Source organism: Rhizobium sp. UBA1881 (assembly GCF_002338015.1).
GTDB lineage: Bacteria > Pseudomonadota > Alphaproteobacteria > Rhizobiales > Rhizobiaceae > Rhizobium.
In genome coordinates, this window is sequence record NZ_DDHH01000127.1 from 1 (window position 1) to 20,890 (window position 20,890).

General features: G+C 61.8%; 18 protein-coding genes. 9 read left to right on the forward strand and 9 right to left on the reverse strand.

Annotated elements, in window-relative coordinates; translation table 11 throughout:
- A partial coding sequence (locus B3605_RS15760) for a BA14K family protein (RefSeq protein ID WP_296434977.1) occupies positions 1-350 on the reverse strand: 350 nt, incomplete at its 3' end.
- Positions 351-506: 156 nt separating this feature from the next.
- On the opposite strand from B3605_RS15760, the gene B3605_RS15765 reads away from it, so the two are divergent.
- On the forward strand, positions 507-1,577 hold the full coding sequence (locus B3605_RS15765; protein ID WP_112944639.1) for a glycoside hydrolase family 25 protein: 1,071 nt from the start codon (positions 507-509) through the stop codon (positions 1,575-1,577).
- Positions 1,578-1,644: 67 nt separating this feature from the next.
- Here B3605_RS15765 and B3605_RS15770 read toward each other — a convergent pair whose 3' ends face one another.
- Positions 1,645-2,889 (reverse strand): aromatic ring-hydroxylating oxygenase subunit alpha, encoded by a 1,245-nt coding sequence (locus B3605_RS15770; RefSeq protein WP_112944638.1) that lies wholly within the window; start codon positions 2,887-2,889, stop codon positions 1,645-1,647.
- Between the two features lie 92 nt (positions 2,890-2,981).
- Positions 2,982-3,260: a hypothetical protein gene (locus tag B3605_RS15775; protein ID WP_162725026.1), complete on the reverse strand. Its 279-nt coding sequence runs from the start codon at positions 3,258-3,260 to the stop codon at positions 2,982-2,984.
- A gap of 47 nt (positions 3,261-3,307) precedes the next feature.
- On the opposite strand from B3605_RS15775, the gene B3605_RS15780 reads away from it, so the two are divergent.
- Genes B3605_RS15780 through B3605_RS15790 form a run of 3 tightly spaced genes read left to right on the forward strand, consistent with a single transcriptional unit; the run spans position 3,308 to position 6,390 of the window.
- Positions 3,308-3,913, forward strand: a complete 606-nt coding sequence (locus tag B3605_RS15780; protein WP_112944637.1) for a DUF6656 family protein — start codon at positions 3,308-3,310, stop codon at positions 3,911-3,913.
- A 58-nt stretch (positions 3,914-3,971) separates the two neighbouring features.
- Complete coding sequence (locus tag B3605_RS15785) at positions 3,972-4,946, forward strand: L-threonylcarbamoyladenylate synthase (RefSeq protein ID WP_112944636.1); 975 nt, start codon at positions 3,972-3,974, stop codon at positions 4,944-4,946.
- A 16-nt stretch (positions 4,947-4,962) separates the two neighbouring features.
- Complete coding sequence (locus B3605_RS15790; protein ID WP_112944635.1) at positions 4,963-6,390, forward strand: FAD-binding oxidoreductase; 1,428 nt, start codon at positions 4,963-4,965, stop codon at positions 6,388-6,390.
- A 50-nt stretch (positions 6,391-6,440) separates the two neighbouring features.
- On the opposite strand, the gene B3605_RS15795 is transcribed toward B3605_RS15790, so the two are convergent.
- Positions 6,441-9,188 (reverse strand): DUF1217 domain-containing protein, encoded by a 2,748-nt coding sequence (locus tag B3605_RS15795; RefSeq protein WP_112944634.1) that lies wholly within the window; start codon positions 9,186-9,188, stop codon positions 6,441-6,443.
- Positions 9,189-9,488: 300 nt separating this feature from the next.
- Here B3605_RS15795 and B3605_RS15800 point away from each other — a divergent pair, with 300 nt between their 5' ends.
- Both B3605_RS15800 and B3605_RS15805 read left to right on the forward strand, forming a co-directional pair.
- On the forward strand, positions 9,489-10,055 hold the full coding sequence (locus B3605_RS15800) for a DUF6101 family protein (protein WP_112944656.1): 567 nt from the start codon (positions 9,489-9,491) through the stop codon (positions 10,053-10,055).
- A 163-nt stretch (positions 10,056-10,218) separates the two neighbouring features.
- Positions 10,219-11,088 (forward strand): amino acid ABC transporter substrate-binding protein, encoded by an 870-nt coding sequence (locus B3605_RS15805; RefSeq protein ID WP_296434981.1) that lies wholly within the window; start codon positions 10,219-10,221, stop codon positions 11,086-11,088.
- A 13-nt stretch (positions 11,089-11,101) separates the two neighbouring features.
- On the opposite strand, the gene ubiA is transcribed toward B3605_RS15805, so the two are convergent.
- From ubiA to B3605_RS15825, 4 genes are all read right to left on the reverse strand, one after another.
- Entirely contained in the window at positions 11,102-12,061 is a 960-nt protein-coding gene (gene ubiA / locus B3605_RS15810) for a 4-hydroxybenzoate octaprenyltransferase (RefSeq protein WP_112944632.1), read from the reverse strand.
- Positions 12,062-12,321: 260 nt separating this feature from the next.
- On the reverse strand, positions 12,322-12,900 hold the full coding sequence (locus B3605_RS15815) for a histidine phosphatase family protein (RefSeq protein ID WP_112944631.1): 579 nt from the start codon (positions 12,898-12,900) through the stop codon (positions 12,322-12,324).
- Positions 12,901-12,968: 68 nt separating this feature from the next.
- Complete coding sequence (locus B3605_RS15820; RefSeq protein ID WP_112944630.1) at positions 12,969-14,228, reverse strand: SAM-dependent methyltransferase; 1,260 nt, start codon at positions 14,226-14,228, stop codon at positions 12,969-12,971.
- A gap of 134 nt (positions 14,229-14,362) precedes the next feature.
- The gene (locus tag B3605_RS15825; protein ID WP_112944629.1) at positions 14,363-16,672 is read right to left on the reverse strand and encodes a Tex family protein; all 2,310 of its coding nucleotides are present in this window, start codon (positions 16,670-16,672) and stop codon (positions 14,363-14,365) included.
- Positions 16,673-16,862: 190 nt separating this feature from the next.
- Between B3605_RS15825 and B3605_RS15830 the strand changes: the two genes are divergently transcribed.
- The 3 genes from B3605_RS15830 to glyS all read left to right on the forward strand — a co-directional run bounded on the left by B3605_RS15830 (position 16,863) and on the right by glyS (position 20,335).
- Positions 16,863-17,357, forward strand: coding sequence for a hypothetical protein (locus B3605_RS15830; protein ID WP_162725025.1), 495 nt, complete (start codon positions 16,863-16,865; stop codon positions 17,355-17,357).
- A 63-nt stretch (positions 17,358-17,420) separates the two neighbouring features.
- Positions 17,421-17,924, forward strand: a complete 504-nt coding sequence (locus tag B3605_RS15835; RefSeq protein WP_047508035.1) for a hypothetical protein — start codon at positions 17,421-17,423, stop codon at positions 17,922-17,924.
- 233 nt (positions 17,925-18,157) lie between these two features.
- The gene (glyS, locus tag B3605_RS15840) at positions 18,158-20,335 is read left to right on the forward strand and encodes a glycine--tRNA ligase subunit beta (RefSeq protein WP_112944627.1); all 2,178 of its coding nucleotides are present in this window, start codon (positions 18,158-18,160) and stop codon (positions 20,333-20,335) included.
- Here glyS and B3605_RS15845 read toward each other — a convergent pair whose 3' ends face one another.
- On the reverse strand, positions 20,336-20,776 hold the full coding sequence (locus tag B3605_RS15845) for a YqaA family protein (protein ID WP_112944626.1): 441 nt from the start codon (positions 20,774-20,776) through the stop codon (positions 20,336-20,338).
- Between the last annotated feature and the right edge of the window lie 114 nt (positions 20,777-20,890).

The window sequence follows — 20,890 nt, forward strand, 5'->3', positions numbered from 1 at the left end:
CCGCCGATGATGGCGCCGGCGCCGAAGGCGGCGAGCGGGTACCAGTAGCCGTTATAGTGGCGATAGCCGGGACGCGCATAGGTGTAGCCGCGATAGCCGCCGTACCAGCCGGGACGATAGGCCGGGCGGTAGCCGGGGCGATAACCGGGATAGTAGCCACCCGGCCGGCCATAATAGCCCGGACGCGGGCCGCAGCGGCCATAGCGGCAATATTGCACGTTTTGAACATCCGCCGATTTTTCCACCTGCGGCGCTGCAGGCATCTGGACCGCCTGCGACGGCGCGACACTTGTCACCAGCATCAATGAGGAAATGGCCGCGACGACGAGTTGCTTGAACGACCTGGGCATGAACACTCCAATCTCAGCGTAAATTAATCCTGATTGTAACGCATTGATGGGGAAAATGTTCCTAAGCGCATCTTTTTTCGCGACCGGTCACGGTTTTTTGTTTATTCGTAAAATCTGATAAATAGTCCATTAACCAGTTTTCATCACTCTCGTTACATGAAGCAACGGCATGGAAGAGCCACTCTCCGTATTCTGCTTCTGGCGATCGCGGCCGGACTGTCTCATTACGCCACGGCCGCCGACACCCTCCCCTGGAAAAAGACCGATAATGCGCTCGTCGTCGATGGTTACGAGCTGAACACGATCGACTGGGAGGCGCTGACCTCCGACAAGCGGATCGCCGGCTTCATCTCCAAGGCGTCGGACGGATTGCCCGAGAGTTTTTCGTGCGATGGCGACCATGCCGGTGACACGGTGGGCCACTGCAAGACGATGTGGCGCAAATACGCGGTCAGCCGCGAGCTGTTCCAGACAAGGCGGCTGGTGGCGCGCGCGGCGGGGCTTTTGTGGGGCGCCTATCACCTCGCCCGCCCCGGCAACCCGATCGACCAGGCCAACCACTTCCTCGACTATGCGACACCCAAGCCGGACGAGATGATGATCCTCGACCTAGAGGGCATCGACCCCCAGAAATTCATGTCGCTCGAGGATGCGCAGATCTTCGTCGGCCATATCAAGACGCGGACCGGGCGCTATCCGGTGCTCTATACCAACAACGATACGGCCCGCTTCATCGCCGCCTATCGCAACGACTATCCGGTGCTGGCGCGGCTGCCGATCTGGTATGCGCGCTACAAGCCCGACGTCAAAGGCGTGTTCCCGATGGGCAATTGGGACAATTACCTGCTCTGGCAGTTCTCGGCCGGCGCCAATTGCAGCAAGCGGCGCTGCCCCTATCGGGTGCCCGGCACGCTCACCGATATCGACGTCAATGTCGCCGCCATGGACAGAGTGGCGCTGACGAAGATCTGGGCGCAGGGCAACCTCTTGCCGGCGCGCGAGCCGGATCCGCCGCTGGTCCTCGCCAAGATCGAGATGGAGCCGCGCCGACCGCTGCCGCCACCGGTCGTGGGCGCAACACCAGGCTTGCCGCCGATCGCGCGATTGCCCGCCGCCACACAGCTGCCGGCAGCCGCGACAGCGGTGACGGTGGCGGCGCGGGATGGGCTCGTGACCTCATCGGTGCCGCCGCGCGAAATCAACGCCCTGAACTACCAGGATTTCTGAACGCCCAAAACGAAAACGGCCCCGGCTTTCGTAAAGCGCGGGGCCATTTTTTCGTGCGAGGCTAGCGTCAGGCGACGACGGAGAGCTTGGCCTGATCGCCCTGCAGGCGATTGGTCATGAACAGCGCGTACCATTCGAGGAACTGCATGACGCCGCCCTCGTGCAGCATCGAGTACGGGCCGGGCTCATAGGCCGGAGAGTGGATGCCGAAGGCGTTTTCCTCGACGATGCGGCGGTCCTGGTCGTTGGTCTCGGTCCAGACGTGCGTCAGCTCCTCGAGATTGTAATCGACACCTTCGACGGCATCCTTGTGGACCAGCCACTTGGTGGTCACGGCCGTCTCATTGGCGCTGAGCGGGAGGACGCGGAAGGAGATCGCGTGGTCGCCGAGGATGTGGTTCCAGGTCGTCGGGTAATGGAAGAGCAGCATGGTGCCGATCCGGTCGATCGTCACGTCATCCGACAGCGGACGGGCGACGGCGCGCTTGCCGGACATGGTGTAGCTCTCGGCATCCTCGATCAGCGGCATGCGGGCGGTACGGAACTGTCCATCAGGCGAGATCTGGAACTTGCTCGGAAGGCCGGCGGCCTCGCAGCGTGCCCAGTGGCCCGCAATCTCCGGATCATCGGCGCCGCCATCGGTGCCGGTGACGCTCGGGGCTTCCGGATAGGTGCGGCAGAGCTCGGGATGGTTGGCGGCGCAGTGGTAGCACTCGCGGTTGTTTTCCCAGACGAGCTTCCAGTTGCCCTTCTCGATGATGGTGCTCTGGAAGGCGACCTTGGCGTCCTTCAGGTGATGCGGCATCATGTAGGGGGCGACCATGTCGCGAACCGGCTGGAAGTCGGGCGCCTTGTCGGCGAGGCAGATGAAGATATAGCCGCCGAAGCTTTCGCAATGCACAGGCTTCAGGCCGAAGCCGGACTTGTCGAAATCGTCGCCCATGTGGCGGGCGAAGGCGAGCTTGCCGTCGAGATCGTAAGCCCACTGGTGGTAGGGACAGACAAGACGGACCGACGAGCCGTGATCCTTGGTGCAGACGCGCGAGCCGCGATGGCGACAGCTGTTGTGGAAGGCGCGGATGACGTTGTCGCGGCCGCGAACGATGACGACGGGATACTGGCCGATCTGCACCGTGAAATAGGCGCCGGCCTTGGGCAGCTCGCAGTCATGGCCCATGAAAAGCCAGTCGCGATAATAGATCGTCTCCATATCGAGCTTGAAGTAATCCTCGTCGATATAGAAGGGTTGCTCGAGGCTGAAGCCCTCGCGGCGGTTCTTGAGCTGCCGTAAAACGTTGCTGCGAATATCCATCTCATATCCTCGTCTATTCGGGCTGCCACATAGCGGATGGCGAAAGCCGCGGGAAGCGCTCGCCCCCTCTCCCGAAGGAGATATTGCCTATGTCATGCATTTAACCACTGCCCACGCCGCCCGCGTGGCTGCAAAGCGACATCGGCTTCGAAAATGGCGACAGTTGCATTCGGGCATTGGCGGCACGACAGAAAACGGGCATTTCCGCGTCGCTTCAAACAAATAGGATTATTTGCGGCTTTTGCGAAATTGCCAGAGATCAAGGGAGGCGAGAGCAGCCGTGCCAGCGATATTCTATTTGCGACAGCAGCTTGTGGCAGTTTGTAGCAGCCGCAATGGCAGTCGGCCCAATTTAACATCGCATTAAGCATGATTGCCTATCCTTCGGCCAAAGAGACAGGCAGCCGGATCCGAGACCATGGCGAAACTTCGTTACTTCGACGCCAGAGCGAGCATCGACCAGCCCACGGCGCCGGTCGCGCCGCATTCCGAATTCCTGCGCACCGGCAAGATCACCCGCCACCAGTCGCATTGGCTGGCCGCCGAGCGCCGCTATCTCACCCACGACGAAGTGGCCGAGAAGACCGGCCGCAAGCTACAGACCGCCGGCGAGAAGACGCACCAGCATATCAACGGCTTTCACCGCGCCATCCAGTTTCCGAAGATGGTGTTTCACCGCACGCTGGAAGACAGCCCGCATCTCGGCTACTGCCATGTGACTGCGGCGCGCACCAAGTTCGCGCAATATGACGCGGTCAGCTGGGCCTTCTACATCGCCAATTTCTACGCCGATATCGGCGATAACGACAATGTCTTCGAGAAGATCGACGTGCGTTACTCGCGCATGTACTTCGCCGTCGCCATTCGGCCCGGCGAGCATACGCCGGAGAAGATGACGATCGACCGCAATATACGCGGCAACGGGCTTTTGTTTCGCACAGACGATCCGCAGGTCGCGATCAAGAACGTGCTTCTGCTCGGCGCGCGTAACGAACAGCTCCGAGAGATCATTCGCCAGCTCTGATATTGATCGCGGGGCCGCAAGGGCATAAGGACTGCCGGACAGACTATCCGGGCAGCATATGGCAGAGATCATCGACATCACCGAGAACAGGCAGCAGGCGATCAACGCCGCTTGCAAGGTGCTGGGCGAAGGCTTGCCGATCGCCATTCCAACCGAGACCGTCTACGGCCTTGCCGCCGACGCCACCAATCCGGCGGCCATCGCCCGCATCTACGAGACAAAGGGACGGCCGCAGTTCAATCCGCTGATCTGTCACATGGCGGATCTCGAAATGGCGGAGACCTATGCCGATTTCGATCCGCTGTCGCAGGCGCTGGCGGAGGCCTTCTGGCCCGGTCCGCTGACGATCGTCGTGCCGCTGAAGGCTACGAGCGGCATCCATGCGCTGGCGACGGCAGGGCTTGACACGGTCGGCATCCGGGTGCCGAAGGGATTTGCCGGAGAGCTGATCCGCGCTTTCGGGCATCCGCTGGCGGCGCCGAGCGCCAATACCTCGGGCAAGATCAGTGCCACCAGCGCCGCCCATGTGCAGGCTGATCTTGGGGACAAGATCAAGCTGATCCTCGATGCCGGGGCAAGCGACGTCGGCGTGGAATCCACCATCGTCAAGGTCGAGGACGGCAAGCTCAGGCTGCTGCGGCCGGGCGGGCTGCCGGCCGACGAGATCGAGCGCGTCGCCGGCGTTAAGCTGGTGCGCCCGAAGGTGGCGTCCGCCGCGATCGAGGCGCCGGGCATGATGGCCTCGCACTACGCGCCGGGCGCGGCGGTGCGGCTCGATGCCGTCGAGGTCAGGGATGGCGAAGCGTTGATCGCCTTTGGCCCCTCCCCCGTGGCGAACGCCGATAGCGCGAAGGTCGTGCTCAATCTCAGCGAGAGCGGCGATCTTGCTGAAGCGGCCACCAATCTTTTCGACTACATGAAGCGCGCCGATGCCAGCGGTGCGGCGACGATCGCCTTTAGCGCCATTCCCGACGAGGGTCTCGGCGAAGCCATCAACGACCGGCTGCGGCGCGCCGCGGCCCCACGGGAATAACAGAGGATAAAGCCCGATGAGCAGCGTTTCACCTGATCTACTCGACCGTTTCGCAGCCATCGTGGGCGACAAATATGCGCTGCGCAACGAGGCCGATCTGGCGCCGCACCTGATCGAGAACCGCGGGCTCTATCACGGCTCCTCGCCGATGCTTCTGAAGCCCGCCAACGTTCAGGAAGTCTCAGCGATCCTCAAGCTCGCCAGCGAGACCGGCACATCCGTGGTGCCGCAAACCGGCAATACCGGGCTTGTCGGCGGGCAGACGCCGCGCGAGGGCAAGTCCGATATCATCCTGTCGCTGGAACGGATGAACAAGATCCGCGATGTCGATCCGGTCGCCAACGTTCTCGTTGCCGATGGCGGCGCGATCCTCGCCGACGTGCAGAAGGCGGCCGAGGCGCATGGGCGGCTGTTTCCGCTGTCGCTCGGCTCGGAAGGCTCCTGCCGCATCGGCGGCAATCTCTCGACCAATGCCGGGGGCACCGCGGTGCTTGCCTATGGCAACATGCGCCAGCTCTGCCTCGGGCTTGAGGTCGTGCTTCCCACCGGCGAGATCTGGGATGGGCTGCGCCGCCTGAAGAAGGACAATACCGGCTACGACCTGCGCGATCTCTTCATCGGCGCCGAGGGAACGCTTGGGGTCATCACCGGCGCGGTGCTGAAGCTCTTTCCGCAGCCGCTCGGCAAGCAGGTGGCCTTTGCGGGTCTGAACTCGGTCGAGGATGCGCTATCGCTCTTCAACCTCGCCTCCAGCCTGTGCGGCACATCGCTGACCGGCTTCGAACTGATGCCGCGCTTCGGCGTGGAGATCACCGCCCGCAATATCGAGGGCGTGCGTGATCCGCTGGAGAGCGAACATGCCTGGTACGTGCTGATCGACATCTCGACCTCGGATTCGGCCGAGACCGCCGAGCGGATGATGACGGCGCTGCTGGAACAGGGTTTCGAGGCCGGCCTGGTGCAGGACGCGGCCATCGCCTCGTCCGTCGCGCAGCAGACGGCGCTCTGGCACATGCGCGAGAGCATGTCGGAAGCGCAGAAGCCTGAAGGCGGATCGATCAAGCACGATGTGTCGGTGCCGGTCTCGACGGTGCCTCAGTTCATGCACGAGGCCGAGCAGGCGGTGATGGCGGCCATGCCCGGCGCGCGCATCTGCGCCTTCGGGCACATGGGTGACGGCAATATCCACTACAACATCTCGCAGCCCGTTGGCGCCGACAAACAGGCGTTTCTTGAGCGTTGGCACGAGATGAACGTGATCGTGCACGGGCTGGTGCTCGCGCATGGCGGCTCGATTTCGGCGGAGCACGGTATCGGCCAGCTGAAGCGCGACGAGCTCGCCACGATCCGTCCTGCGATCGAGATCGACCTGATGCGCCGCATCAAGAAGGCTTTCGATCCCGAAGGCATCATGAACCCCGGCAAGGTCGTCAACGTCGACTGAAGGACGGAGCGGCCGGATGGCCGCTTCTCACCTCACGGTAACGACAGCGCTTAACGCTTGTTGTTGCTGTTGATGGTCGCCGCGTTCGAGGCGTAGGAGTTCATGATCGTCAGCGCCGGCGACGTCGTCGTGTTGTTCTTGAGATCATACATGGCCGTGAACCGGTTCATCAGCTTGTCGACCTTCTTCGGGTCCTGGAAATCATTGATATCGACGAACTTCTTCAGCATCGTCGCCTGCTTGTCGACGTCCATGTTCGACATGCTGGTCGGCAGGCTGTAGGCGGTGGTGATGACCTGGAACAGCGCCTGATCGCCGATCAGCGAATAGATCGAGGTGACGCTCGGCGCCTTGCGGGCGAAATAGAGCGCGAGGCGCACGCCGTCGTTGCTTTCACCCTGTTGGGTTTCGAGCGTCATCTGCAGATAGCCCTGCTGCGTCCGCTCCTCGGCACCGACGTTCTGGATGGCGCCGATCTTCGAGCGGGTCAGGTTGCCCGATGTGTCGAAGTTGAAGTCGGCAACGATTTCCTTGAACTTCGAAGGCGCCGTCTTGTTCAGGTAGCTCTTGTCGTCCGTCGGGTCCGAGGTGAAGATTTTCTTCAAGGTCGCCTTGTCGTAGTCCTTCGGATCAAGACCATTGGCCTTCAGCACGAAATCGGTCAGCTTGCTGTCGGCCAGGAAGTCGTCGAGTGATTTCACCGTCACGATCTTCTTGGCAAAATCATCGACCTCGGTCGTCGCATCCTTGGAAGCCTTGTCTCTCACGGGGCCGGCGCTCATGCCCAGCGTCGCAAGCGACTTGTAGGTCGTTCCATATTTCGCCAGCACGGCCGTCGATACGGCCTGCACTTCGGATGTGGCCTTGCCATCCGTGCCGAAATTGAATGCGCGCACCATGTCGGTGATGCGGTCGTCCTTCAGCGAGGCGACATAGCCCTTGGGATCGTAGGGATCGCTTTGCAGCAGCTTGCGCATCATGGTGCGCGAGACATCCTGCTCCGTCAGCCCATAGGAACGAAGCGCCATCTGGTAAAGATCGGGAAGGCTGTCGTTGCTGCGATCGGTGTCGGCGGTGAGGTTGGTGCGCAGAAAATCGGCAACGTTGGTCACCTTGTCATCAGCCATGCGCGTCTTGTAGTTGGCAACGGAGCTGTCGATCTCGGCTTGCTGCTCATCTGCATAGTGTGCCGAGTATAGCGTATCCACGTTCGTCGTCTGCTGCGTGCTCTGCGGACCCGACATCGCCGCGGCGGAGCCATCGGCGGCGAAGTTGAATGCCTCATTGACGTTGCTGAAGCCACTGGCGGCCGCGAAGCTTGCATCGGTGAGGATGCTCTTCAGGTCGGAATCGCTGATGGTTGATGGCAGCGAATATGTGCTCTTCAGGAAGCTCGTCAGCTTCGTGTCGGCGATCAGGTCGTCGACATTGGAGAGCGCGCTTATCTTGCTGCGGTAATAGCTGAGGTTGTCGCTCGCATTGTAGCCGGCGAGACGGATCTGGCTGGCGGTCTGCGCGCCATCCGACGTCACGCTGCCGTCCGCCTGGAAGTTGAAGGCATCATGCACGGCCTGGAGGCCGAGCAGCCCAGCATAGCTGGAATCGGTCAGCACGCTTCTCAGATCCGCGTCGCTCAAGCTTTGCGGAACGCCATAGGCATCCTTGATGTAGGATGTCATCTTGGTATCGGCGATCAAGTCATCGACCGTCTTGATGCCGGCGATCTTGGTCGAATAGGCGCTCGACATGTTGTTGGCGGCCGTCGCCGTGGCGCCGATCTGGGCCGATGTCTGCGCCGCGTATCCGGCTTTCGTCGCGTCGACGGTGCCATCCGCATTGAAATTGAAGGCGGCGTTGATGGCGTCAAAACCAAGCATGGCCGCGTAGCTGGAATCGGTCAGCACCCGCTTCAGGCCGGCATCGCTGAAATCCTCGCCGGCGCCAAAGGCGGCCTTGATATAGGAGGTCAGCCGCTTGTCCGAAATCAGCTGATCGACGCTGGTGATCGAGCCGATGTTGGCATCGAAATAGGCCTTGTTGTATTCGGCCGCCTTGGGGGTGACGATCGAGGGGACGGTGAGATTGTATTGCTCGATCACCGCGTTCTTTTGATTGGCGGTTTGCGCCGTGCCGTTGACCGTACCGTCCGCATTAAAGCTGAACTGGGCGGCGAGCGCCTTGTATTTGGCGTTGCCGCTGGTGTTGACGAAGCTGTTTGGATCGTTGACGTCGCTGGTCAGGACCTTGCTGAGATAGTCGTTGGACACGTAGGTCGGGTCGATCCCGAAAGCGCCGAGCACATAAGTGCGAAGACGGGCGTTCGACGTCAGGCCGGTTACGCTCTGAACCTTGTCGATCGCCGTGCTGTAATAGGTCGATTCCGTGGCGGCGTTGGCGCCCTCGTCGGCGAAGGACTGCGTGTAGAGGCCGAGCATGTCGGTCTCTTGGCTGTCGCTCTGCGCATCGGTCGCCGCCGTGCCGAAATTGAAGGCGGATGCAAATTCCTTGTAGCGGCTGTCCGACAGCTTGTTGGCGAAGCTGTTGGCATCCGTGAGATCGCTCTCCAGAACCTTCTTCATGAAGGCCTTGGCGTAGGTCATATCCTCAAGGCCGTAGGCCTTCATCGCATAGCTATAGAGCTTATAGTTGCCGAGGAAGTCGTCTACATCTTTGACTTTATTGATATTTTCTTCGTAGTACTGCGCCTCGCGCTTCACCGTCGTCTGCGAGGCGACGCGGTCAAGGCTCTTCTGCAAATCGCCCGATATTATCGTATAGCCCAACGAAGCAGAGATCATAGCGTTCTATTCCGGCAATAGTCTTGGATGAATGACAGACGGTTCACCGCCCCATTTTGCTATGAAAAGCTTACCCGAGACTTACCCGCGCCCTGTCGCAACCTGGGACACCGCGCCGTTCACCTCTCGGAAACCCTGCCACGTTTGGTTTTGATAACCATCCAGGGAGGCAAGGTCTTCTTAACCGCGATTTTTAAGCTGTCTCGAACAGGCGGCGCCTATTGTCAGCCACAGAGGACGAAAAGTCCCGAGGAGAAGACCGGAAACCGGCTCTCAGGTAAGACAAGGGTGAGAATGAACATGAACAATACGGTTATGAAGCCCGCATGGGCTGGAGCGACACTTCGTCTTGATCCGTCGCGCTTTCCGCAGCAGGTGAGCTACGCCATCCACGACTCCACGAGCGATGTCAGCATAACGATCGACGAACGCGGCGCCATCCTGCGCAAGATCCTCCCCTCGAGCGGCCTTCCACTCTCCATCGCGCTGCCGAAGCGCGCCTTCAAGGGCGTCGCTGCCCGCGCCATCGACCATGGCAATGGTGAAGTCACCGTCACGCTCGAACTGCATCACGAAGATCCCGATCTCTGCGTGCCGCTCTTGGTGGCCCACGACCTTTCCGACATCGCCGCCGACTGGCGCGGCTGGTCGGAAGCCTTCCGCATTCCCATGCTGATGGTCGAGGCCGACGGCATTGCCCGCCCGCTGGAAGAACATCTCGGCGAACTGCGCACCAGCCACCTGAAGCCGCGCCGCCGCCACTCCTACTTCGCCAATCGCCGCCCACGTTTCCTCGTGCGCCGCTCGACCGGCACGCTCGGCGTCGCCATGAAAATCGAAGGCAAGGAAATCATCGCCCGCAGCTAAGGGCCGATGCACGAGATCAGACGGAAAGACCCGGCCGGCGTGCCGGGTTTTTCGTTTTTGGACCTCGGTTGACAAATGGCCGGCGGGCCATAAGCTGCGTGCATAGCTTTGAGATCGCAACCGTCTTTCGGAGATGAGCGTCATGCCGGTGGCAACAAAGTGCATGAGACGGCTCCCGCTGGCGATTATCGCCCTTTCCCTTTCAGCCTTGACGGCAAGTGCTGCCACTCTCGACGGCATCATCGAACGCGGGACCGTGCGGATCGGCTATATCGACGACGAAGCGCCCTTCTCCGCGGCCAAGGCCGGGGCAGAGCCGACGGGTTATGCGATCGACCTCTGCAACAGGATCGCCGATGACATCGAGCATCAGGTGCCCGAGTTGAAACGCGAATATGTGCAGAAGACGCTCGCCAATGGCTTCGATGCGGTGAAGGATGGTGAGGTCGATCTGCTGTGCGGCGCGATCACCGTCAATCTCGAGCGGCGGGAGATCGTCGATTTCTCGCAGCCGATCTTTCTGACAGGGGCAAGCGCGTTGCTTCGCAAAGATTCGCCCGACTACCTGCAATCGTTCTTTTTCGACAAGCCGGCCGTGAGCGCCGTCAGCCAGCGGGCAGCGTCGGCGAGCGTTATCGGCGCGCGAGCGAATTCGACGACGGGAGCGGCACTGCACGAGGCCATGAAAGGCCAGGCATCGACGACCACGATCGCCGATTTCAAGACACATGAAGAGGGCTTGAAGGCGCTCGAGGATCGCAAGATCGACGCCTATATCGGCGATCAGGTATTGCTGACCAGCCTTGCCACCCGAGCGCGCGATCCATCCTTGCTCGAGGTCGGCAATCGGCTGTTCACGCATGAGCCCTATGCGATCGCCCTGCCCCGAAACGACGCCGATTTCCGGCTGCTCGCCGATCGCGCCTTGACGGATTTCTATCTGTCCGACGATTTTCTGGCGGTGCTCGACACCTATTTCGGTGCCGATGCGCCAATGCTGCACACGCAGATCATCATGCAGCACGTTCCGTAGGCTTGTTATCGACCTATGGAAGCACGAACAGCAGCGACAGGAACAGGCCGGCGAAGATGATCAGGCCGACGCGGTTGTTCGACTTGAACAGCACCAGGCACTGATCGGCATCGTTGATATCGAGCGTGATGATCTGCCAGGCGAACATGCCGGCTGCAATCAGCAGGCCGAGATAGGCGATGATCCCGACACCTGCGAGCAGGAAGGCTGCAAAGGTCAGGACCAGCATCAGACCATAGAGACCGACCAGCCATGGCTTGGTGTTGTCGCCGAAGAGGCGCGCGGTCGAGCGGACGCCGATCAGCTCGTCGTCTTCCTTGTCCTGGTGGGCGTAGATGGTGTCATAGCCGATCGTCCAGACGACCGCGCCGATATAGAGCAGCACCGGCGCCAGCGAGAGACTGCCGAAGATCGCGGCCCAGCCCATCAGCGCGCCCCAGGAGAAGGCGAGCCCGAGGAAGAATTGCGGCCAGTCGGTGAAGCGCTTGGCGAAGGGATAGAGCGCGACGATCGCGAGCGACGCGACGCCGAGGATGACGGAGAACCAGTTGAGCTGCAGAACGACGACTAGGCCGACCAGCGCCTGCAAGAGAATGAAGATCTTCGCCTGCATGCGGGTGACGCGGCCAGACGGCAGCGGGCGCGAGCGGGTGCGCGCCACTTCCATATCAATCTTGTGATCGACGAGATCGTTGTAGGTGCAGCCGGCGCCGCGCATGGCGACGGAACCGATGAAATAGAGCAGCAGATGCCAGATCAGCTGACCGCCGGAAAACAGGCCGACATGGACAGCCGCATTGGCCGCCATCGCCGCAGACCAGAGGCAAGGCCACAGCAAGAGCTGCCAGCCGATCGGCCGATCCCATCGCGCCAGCTGCGCGTATGGCCAGAGCCATGGCGGCAGCACCCGGTAAACCCAGTTGTTGGACGGCGCATCCGCAACGCGCCCATTGATTCCGTCGATCTGTTGCATGCGGTCATCTAGCGACGTGGGGGATGGTGGGTCAAGCGGGATGGTGGGAGTGGTGTGGGTGTACGATGGAGAGGTTGGTGGGTGATGCAGGATGGAGAGGTTCGTGGCCGTGGCCCCCTCATCTGCCTGCCGGCATCTTCTCCCCGGCGGGGCGAAGGGACTCGGGGTGGGCCGCTCGCGCCAACCTCCCCTTCGCCCCAGCGGGGAGAAGGTGCCCGAAGGGCGGATGAGGGGGCTCCGGGCGCTGAGGTCAGCTTACACTACCCATTCCACCGCCGGATCACCGGCTCGCCGAGATCGTGCTCATACCCCAACACGCTGACGCTCGTCGTATCCAGCACGAAATGCGCCCCGCCTTCCGCTGTCAAACCCAGCCAGCGAGCCGCCAGCACCCGCAGGAAGTGAGAAGAGGAGAAGACCAAGATCGAGGCGTTTGCCGAGCGGATCGCGGCGATGATGCGGTCGGCGCGGGTGCCGACGTCGGCGGCGCTCTCGCCATCGGGGCAGCCGTCGCGGAAGAGTTGCCAGCCGGGGCGTTGAGCGAGGATTTCCTTGGTCGTCACACCTTCATAGGCGCCGTAGTCCCATTCGGCGAGGTCGTCCTTGACGACCATCCGCTCGCCGAAGCCGGCAAGGCGGCAGGTGTTGCGGGCGCGCTGGGATGGGCTCGACCAGACTTCGGCGACGGTCAGGCCCTCAAGGCGCGGGCCGAGACGGCTGGCGGCGGCTTCGCCGTTTTCCGTCAGCGGAATATCGCTACGGCCGGTGTGGCGGCCAGACAGGCTCCATTCGGTCTCGCCGTGGCGCACCAGCGTGATCTCGGGATAGGCACTGCTCATCTCGCAACCCTTTCAAAATGAAACAGCGGGAATAAAAAGGCGCGGGTCTCGCCGCGCCTTTTCGTCAGTCAGAGAATGACCTTTTCGAGCGGCGGGCGCGTCGCCTCGAATTCCTTCAGCTTCGCCTCGTTCGCGGCGATATAGTCGCGATTGTCGGGGGTGGAATACTGGTTCTTGGAAATCTGGATCTGCATGATGAAGAGCTCGTCCCAGCGGAAGCCCATTTCGGAGCCGGCCAGATAGAACTCCCACATGCGGAAGAAGCGTTCGTCATAAAGCGCCACGGCTTCGGCCTTGCGCGCCACGAAACGCTCGCGCCAATGGCGCAGCGTATAGGCATAGTGCAACGGCAGGACCTCGACGTCGCGCACCAGAAGGTTCGCCTTTTCGATGGCCGGCAGCGTTTCGCCGATCGAGGGGATATAGCCCTGCGGGAAGATATACTTCTCGATGAAGGCATTGGTGCCGAAGCTCGGCTTCGGACGGGCGATTGAATGCAGCACCATGACGCCGTCATCGGCCAGCAACTCGTGCACCTTGCGGAAGAAGTTTCCGAAATTGCCGATGCCGACATGCTCGAACATGCCGACGGAGACGATGCGGTCGAACTTCTGACCCTTCATCGTGCGGTAGTCCTGCAGCTCGAAGCGCAGCCGGTCGGTGAGACCGCGCTTTTGCGCCCGCTCGCGGGAGATCTTCAACTGCTCCTCGCTGAGCGTGATGCCGGTGAGATCGAGCCCCGGTGTGGACTCCGTCAGATACATGCCCATGCCGCCCCAGCCGGAGCCGATTTCCAGCGCGCGCTGGTTGGGCTGAAGCAGAAGCTTGGCGGCGATGTGGCGCTTCTTGGCGACCTGGGCCTCCTCCAGGCTGATGCCCGGTGGATTGTAATAGGCACAGGAATATTGCCAATCCTCATCGAGAAAGAGCTCGAAGAGCTTTTCCGACAGATCGTAGTGATGGGCAACGTTGCGCTTGTTGTGATTGACGGGCAGACGGCTCTTCAGCTGCTGCAGGGCGATGCGGCCAATCAGGAGGGCCGCCATCGGGATGTCGAAGATTTCGTTGGTGGTGTTCTGTTTCACCAGGGCCAGGAAATCGTAGATGTTGCCCTGTTCCAGAATGAACCGGCCATCCATGTACATTTCGCCGAGCTTGAGGGTGGGGTCTCGGCGGATCAGTCGCTCCGCCTCCTCGTCGGCAACGCGGGCGGCAACCAGTTCTCCGGTACCGTCCCCGATGGTGTGTGTCTCGCCATTGGCGAGTGTGAGTTTCAGGTTACCCTTGCGGATGATTTTTTGGACAATCGATAAGAAAGCCGACGCCATAGTAAGGCCTCGCAATGTGACAGGATAATCCGATAAACTTAGACCCTCCCTGCCGCCTTACAAGCGCCGCAATTGACACTTCGGCAACAAGGCTGCCGAAGTGTGACATTTCTGCAATGCTTATCCGTAAGCCCTTATTTTCGCTTCATGGCCTCGGCGAGTGCTGCGCCGAACGCCCCCTGGCTCTCCTGCTTGGGGCTCGACGAGCGCCGCTCGTTTCCGCCCCGAGGGGCTGGATTTGAACGGGTTTCGCCGCGTGGCGCAGGGGCGCTCGCGCCGCCATCCTTGCGCATGGAAAGCGCGATGCGCTTGCGTTTTGCATCCACCTCGACGACGCGAACTTTCACCACATCGCCGGCTTTCACAACTTCGTGAGGATCTTTGACGAAGCGGTCTGCCAGCTGCGAGACGTGCACCAGGCCATCCTGATGGACGCCGATATCGACGAAAGCGCCGAAGGCGGCGACGTTGGTTACCGTTCCCTCAAGCGTCATGCCCGGCTTCAGGTCGGAGATCTCGTTGATCCCTTCGGCGAAGGTCGCGGTCTTGAAGCTCGGACGCGGGTCGCGGCCTGGCTTTTCCAGCTCAGACAGAATGTCCTTGACCGTCGGGAGGCCGAACTTTTCGTCGATGAACTGGCGCGGATCGACCGATTTCAGCACCGCGCTGTCACCCATCAAGGTGCGCAGGTCGCGGCCGCAGGCGGCAACGATCTTCTTGGCAACGCCATAGGCTTCCGGGTGGACCGAGGAGGCATCGAGCGGCTCCTTGCCGTCGCGGATGCGTAGGAAGCCGGCACATTGCTCGAAGGTGCGCTGGCCGAGGCGCGCGACCTTGAGCAAATCACGGCGGGTCTCGAAGCGGCCGGTCTCGTCGCGATGCTTGACGATGGCTTCGGCGATCGAGGTTCCAAGGCCGGAGACACGGGCGAGCAGCGGCACGGAGGCCATGTTGAGATCGACGCCGACGGCGTTCACCGCGTCTTCGACCACGGCATCGAGCGAGCGCGACAGCTTCTGCTGGTCGACATCGTGCTGATACTGGCCGACGCCGATCGACTTCGGCTCGATCTTGACGAGCTCGGCCAGCGGATCCTGCAGGCGGCGCGCGATGGAGACGGCGCCACGCAGCGACACGTCGAGATTGGGGAATTCGGCGGCGGCGGTGGCGGATGCCGAATAGACCGAAGCGCCGGCTTCCGAGACGATGACCTTGGTAGGCTTCGCGCCTGGCAGATCGGCCAGCATGTCGGCCACCAGCTTTTCGGTTTCGCGGCTGCCGGTGCCGTTGCCGATCGAGATCAGCTCGACATTGTGCTTGCGGATCAGCGAGGCGAGCTCGATCTGGGCGCCGCGCACGTCGTTGCGCGGCTGGAAGGGATAGACGGTCGATGTCGCGACCACCTTGCCGGTGGCATCGGTGACGGCGACCTTGACGCCGGTGCGGATACCCGGATCAAGGCCCATCGTCGGGCGCGAGCCGGCGGGGGCCGCGAGCAGCAGGTCCTTGAGATTGCGGGCGAAGACGTGGATCGCCTCTTCCTCGGCGCGTTCGCGCAGCTCGCGCATCAGGTCGAGCGACAGCGACATGGAGAGCTTCACGCGCCATGTCCAGCTGGCGACCTCCATCAGCCAGCGGTCACCGGGGCGGCTGTTGCCGATCTCGTAGGCGGCAGCGATCATGCGCTCGACCGGCTTGTTCGGCGAGGCTGTCTCGGCGTCGGCCTCGATCGTCAGCGTCAGCACTTCCTCGTTCCAGCCGCGCAGCATGGCGAGCGCGCGGTGGCCGGGGGCCGTCGCCCAGCGTTCGGAATGGTCGAAATAGTCGGAGAACTTCTCGCCCGTCGCCTGCTTGCCATCGACCACCTTGGCCTTGAGAAGCGCGGCACCGCGCATATGGGCGCGCAGCTTGCCGAGCAGGTCGGCATTTTCGGCAATGCCTTCGGCGACGATATCGCGGGCGCCTTCCAGCGCCGTCTTCACGTCGGGCACGTCTGATGTGATGTAGGCTTCCGCCAGCGTTGCCGGCTCTTTAGAACGGTCGGCGAGGATTGCTTCGGCGAGCGGCCCGAGGCCACGCTCGCGGGCGATCTCGGCGCGGGTGCGGCGCTTCGGCTTGTAGGGCAGATAGAGATCCTCGAGCTCGGCCTTGGTGGCGGCACCCTTGAGCTTTGCCATCAGCTCGTCGCTCATCTTGCCCTGGCCCGAGATCGATTCCACGATCGTATCGCGGCGGGCTTCCAGCTCACGCAGATAGACGAGGCGTTCGGAGAGATCGCGCAGCTGCGTATCATCCAGCCCGCCGGTCACTTCCTTGCGGTAACGCGCGATGAACGGCACGGTCGCGCCCTCATCCAGCAACTCGATCGCGGCCTTCGCCTGCTCGGGCCGGGCATTGATCTCGGAGGCGATGACTGCGGAGAGCATGCGGATATCAGCGGCCATGATGGTTCCTGCGTTTCAATTGAGGTGGCGGACCATAGCGGCGAAAAGCGGCAAGGCAAGGATGGAGATGGGTCTGGGCTGTGGAAGCTGGGGATTTTACTGGCGGGGATCGGGTGGGAACGTGGTGTCCCGTAGCTCCTCCACACGCGCTGCGGTATTGTCCGCTGCGATCACACGGGGACTCAGTCTAATGGATTTCACGCAAGTTGAAACGGTGATGGGGTTGGCGACTGCCGCGATAGGCATGACGGGCAAAGCAGCCAACACTGCCGACGCCATCAAGAAACTGTTCGCCTCCGACAAAGCGCCGGATGCAAGCGAGGCGCTAAAGCTTGTGAACGCTCTTGCGGTTGAGCTGACGTCGGCCAACATGATGAACGTCGATCTCAGCACGGCTCTGAAGCAGCTTAACCAAGCGTTGAAACTCGAAGACCAATTCGAAAGGGAAAAGGCCCGCTACGAGCTTTTCAATACAAGCGCGAGCGACATGGTTTATCGTCTTAGACAAGAAGCAGCGAACGGTGAGCCAATGCACTACATCTGCCCTGCATGTCTAAAGCGAGATAGGCTAATTATCTTCATTACTGGTGCAGGCGATTACAAACATTGCCAAGTGAACAATCAGCACGTTTATAAATTCAGCGACACACCAATAAGGCAAAATTCGCCTGGTAACTATTTCTGAGATCTAGTCCTTGCCACTTGCGTTGCAGAGATGTGAAAGACTTTACTACCGGGAGCTTTAGGAATGGGTACTGCTGATTGGATTGCGATTTATGCCGCGATCGTTGCAACGGGGGCGTTGTCGCTAGAGATACGTCGATGGTTTGAAAGCGGACCCAAGATTTCGATCACCGCCAATCCGGGCATGAGCATCATCGGCGCAGGTGGTCTGGAAGCTGAAGACCTACTAGTGGTCAAGGCGACGAATCGAGGTGACGCTCCGACGACGATAACGCACCTGTGCCTTCTGGAATACTCCAACACGCTCCAGCGTTGGCGCGATAAGGCGAGCAAGCAATTCGTTATTCTTCATCCTCAGTTACCGGGATATCCATCAGTCATTCCGTACGTGCTTAAAGTCGGAGAACAATGGACCGGCATCGGCCACGATCGAACCGATGTCACCGGCGATGTACAATCGGGCAATATGTGGGCGGGCATTTACACGACCGACAGACGGCGTCCCTATCTCGTGCGCATAAAGAAGCGGGAGACCGAAGCTAAGTTGGCAGATGCGCAAGAAATCTAGGCGGACCGTAATCGCCCGCCCCCTTCTGTCTCTTGTAGGAGTCCGCAAGGGCATTTCTTGACCACCGGTGCTGCCGCGGTGACTTAATCGCCGATGCCGCTCCCTTTAATCCCATCTCCCCCACCCCTTCCCCTCTTTTGCAGCTTGTAAACCAGCGCCATTCTTTGCTAGCAGAGGCGACCGTTTTCAGACCCGCAAGGTAGCGCCTTCCCCGTGGAGGCAAGGAAAGTGACATGCCCGATCTGCTGTTAGAACTCCGCTCCGAAGAGATCCCGGCCCGCCTGCAGCGCAAGGCTGCCGGCGATCTGAGGAAGCTTGTGACCGACGCGCTCGTCGAGGCGGGACTTTCCTATGAGGGTGCGCGGGAATACTGGACGCCGCGCCGGCTGACGCTCGATATCCGCGGGCTGACCGCCCGCTCCGCCGATGTGCGCGAGGAACGCAAGGGACCGCGCACCGACGCCAACGAAAAGGCGATCGAAGGCTTTTTGCGCGCGGCCGGGCTCACCTCGATTTCCGAGGCGCAGGTGCAGAGCGACCCGAAGAAGGGCGATTTCTACGTCGCGATCATCTCCAAGACCGGCCGCAGCGCCGAGGAGATCATCGCCGAGGTGATGCCTTCGATCATCCGCGACTTCCCCTGGCCGAAGCCGATGCGCTGGGGCAAGGCCTCGTCGCAGCCGGGCTCGCTGCGCTGGGTGCGGCCGCTGCAGTCGATCGTCTGCCTTTTTGGCACCGAGCATGAGGAAACGACGGTCATTCCGTTCGAAATCTCCGGCATCGTCGCCTCCAACATCACCTACGGCCACCGCTTCCATGCGCCCGAAGCGATCACCGTCAAGCGCTTCGACGACTATGTCGCGAGCCTGGAGAAGGCCAAGGTCATTCTCGACGCCGAGCGCCGCAAGGACATCATCCTGCACGATGCACGCGACGTCGCATTCGCCAACGGCCTCGAACTGGTCGAGGACGAAGGCCTGCTGGAAGAGGTCTCCGGCCTCGTCGAATGGCCGCAGGTGCTGATGGGCAGCTTCGAGGAAGCCTATCTTTCGATCCCTTCAGAGATCATCCGGCTGACGATCAAGACCAATCAGAAGTGCTTCGTCACCCGCAAACCGGGCGAAGAGACGCTTTCGAACAATTTCATCCTCGTCTCCAACATCGAAGCGACGGATGGCGGCAAGGAGATCATCCACGGCAACGGCAAGGTCGTGCGCGCCCGTCTCTCCGACGCGCTGCACTTCTGGAAGCGCGACCAGGGTGACCTGCCGGATCTCGAGACGCTGGAGGCTTCGGCCAAGAAGTTCAGTCTCGACCTGAAGAAGCCGCTCGACCAGCGCATGGCCAAGCTCGATGCGCTCAACGTCACCTTCCATGCCAAGCTCGGCACGCAGGGCGAGCGGGTGGAGCGCATCCGCGCCATGGCCGCCAAGGTCGCCTTCCCCGCCGGCGCCGACTACAAGCTGGTCGACCGCGCCGTGGTGCTCGCCAAGGCGGACCTGCGCACCGAAGCCGTCGGCGAATTCCCCGAGCTGCAGGGCGTGATGGGCCGCAAGTACGCCATTCTGCAGGGCGAAGAGGCCGTGGTCTCGACCGCGATCGAGGAACACTACAAGCCGCAGGGCCCGTCCGACCAGCTGCCGCAGGACAAGGTGGCGATCACGGTGGCGCTTGCCGACAAGCTCGACACGCTGATCGGCTTCTGGGCCGTCGACGAGAAGCCGACGGGCTCCAAGGACCCCTTCGCGCTGCGCCGCGCCGCGCTCGGCGTCATCCGCATCATCCTGGAGCGCGGCGTGCATTTGACGCTGCTTCCGCGCATCGTCAGCCACATGGCGCGCATCGACATGGATATCGGCAATAAGGTTGCCGCCGACGACATGTCGCGCCAGCTCGACCTCTTGTCCTTCTTCCATGACCGCCTGAAGGTCTATCTGCGCGACCAGGGCGCCCGCCACGACCTGATCGACGCGGTGCTGACGCCCGAGACCGACGATCTCCGCATGGTCGCCCGCCGCGTCGAGGCGCTGACCCATTTCGTCAGCTCCGAGGACGGCAAGAACCTGCTCGCCGGCACCAAGCGCGCCGTACAGCTGCTGGCCGCCGAGGAGAAGAAGGGCACGGTGGTCGCCGACGGCGTCTCGGACGCGCTTCTGAAGCTCGACGCCGAGAAGGAGCTTTTCGCGGCGATCAAGACGGTGTCGGCCGAGGCATCCGGCGCGATCGAGAAGGAAGACTTCCGCTCGGCGATGGCCGCTCTCTCGACGCTGCGCGCGCCTGTCGACCGCTTCTTCACCGACGTGCTCGTCAACGACGAGGACGCGGCGATCCGCGCCAACCGCCTGGCGCTGCTGCGCCTCATCCGCGAAGCCACCGGCACCGTCGCCGACTTCTCGAAGATCGCCGGCTGATCAGCCGACGATGCCCAGTGTGATCACCGCCAGGACCGCGTAACGCGCGGTCTTGGCGATCGTCACCAAAAGCAGAAAGACCGGCAGCGGCTCGCGCATCACGCCGGCAACGACGGTGATGGGATCGCCGACGATGGGCAACCAGCTTGCCAGCAGCGACCATTTCCCATACCGCCGATACCAACGCTGCGCCCGATCCAGCGCCACCTCCCCCACCGGAAACCACCGCCTGTCGCGAAAGCGCTCGATGCCGATGCCGAGCAGCCAGTTGACCAGCGAACCGAGGATATTGCCGACGCTGGCGACGATGACGAGCAGCAACGTGGAATATTGCCCGGAGAGAATGAGCGCAACGAGGCCCGCTTCCGACTGCGCGGGCAGGATGGTGGCCGCGATCAGCGAGATGGCGAAAAGGCCGGCATAGGCTGCAAGCGTGGTCATGTCGCGCTGGGCTCGGTGGTCTGCATGGTGGCTTTCAAGTGGCGATGGGTGCGTTGGGCTTTCATGATCATGTTGCGGGGCTGGGCGCAAGCGTTTGGGGTGTTGAACGACGCG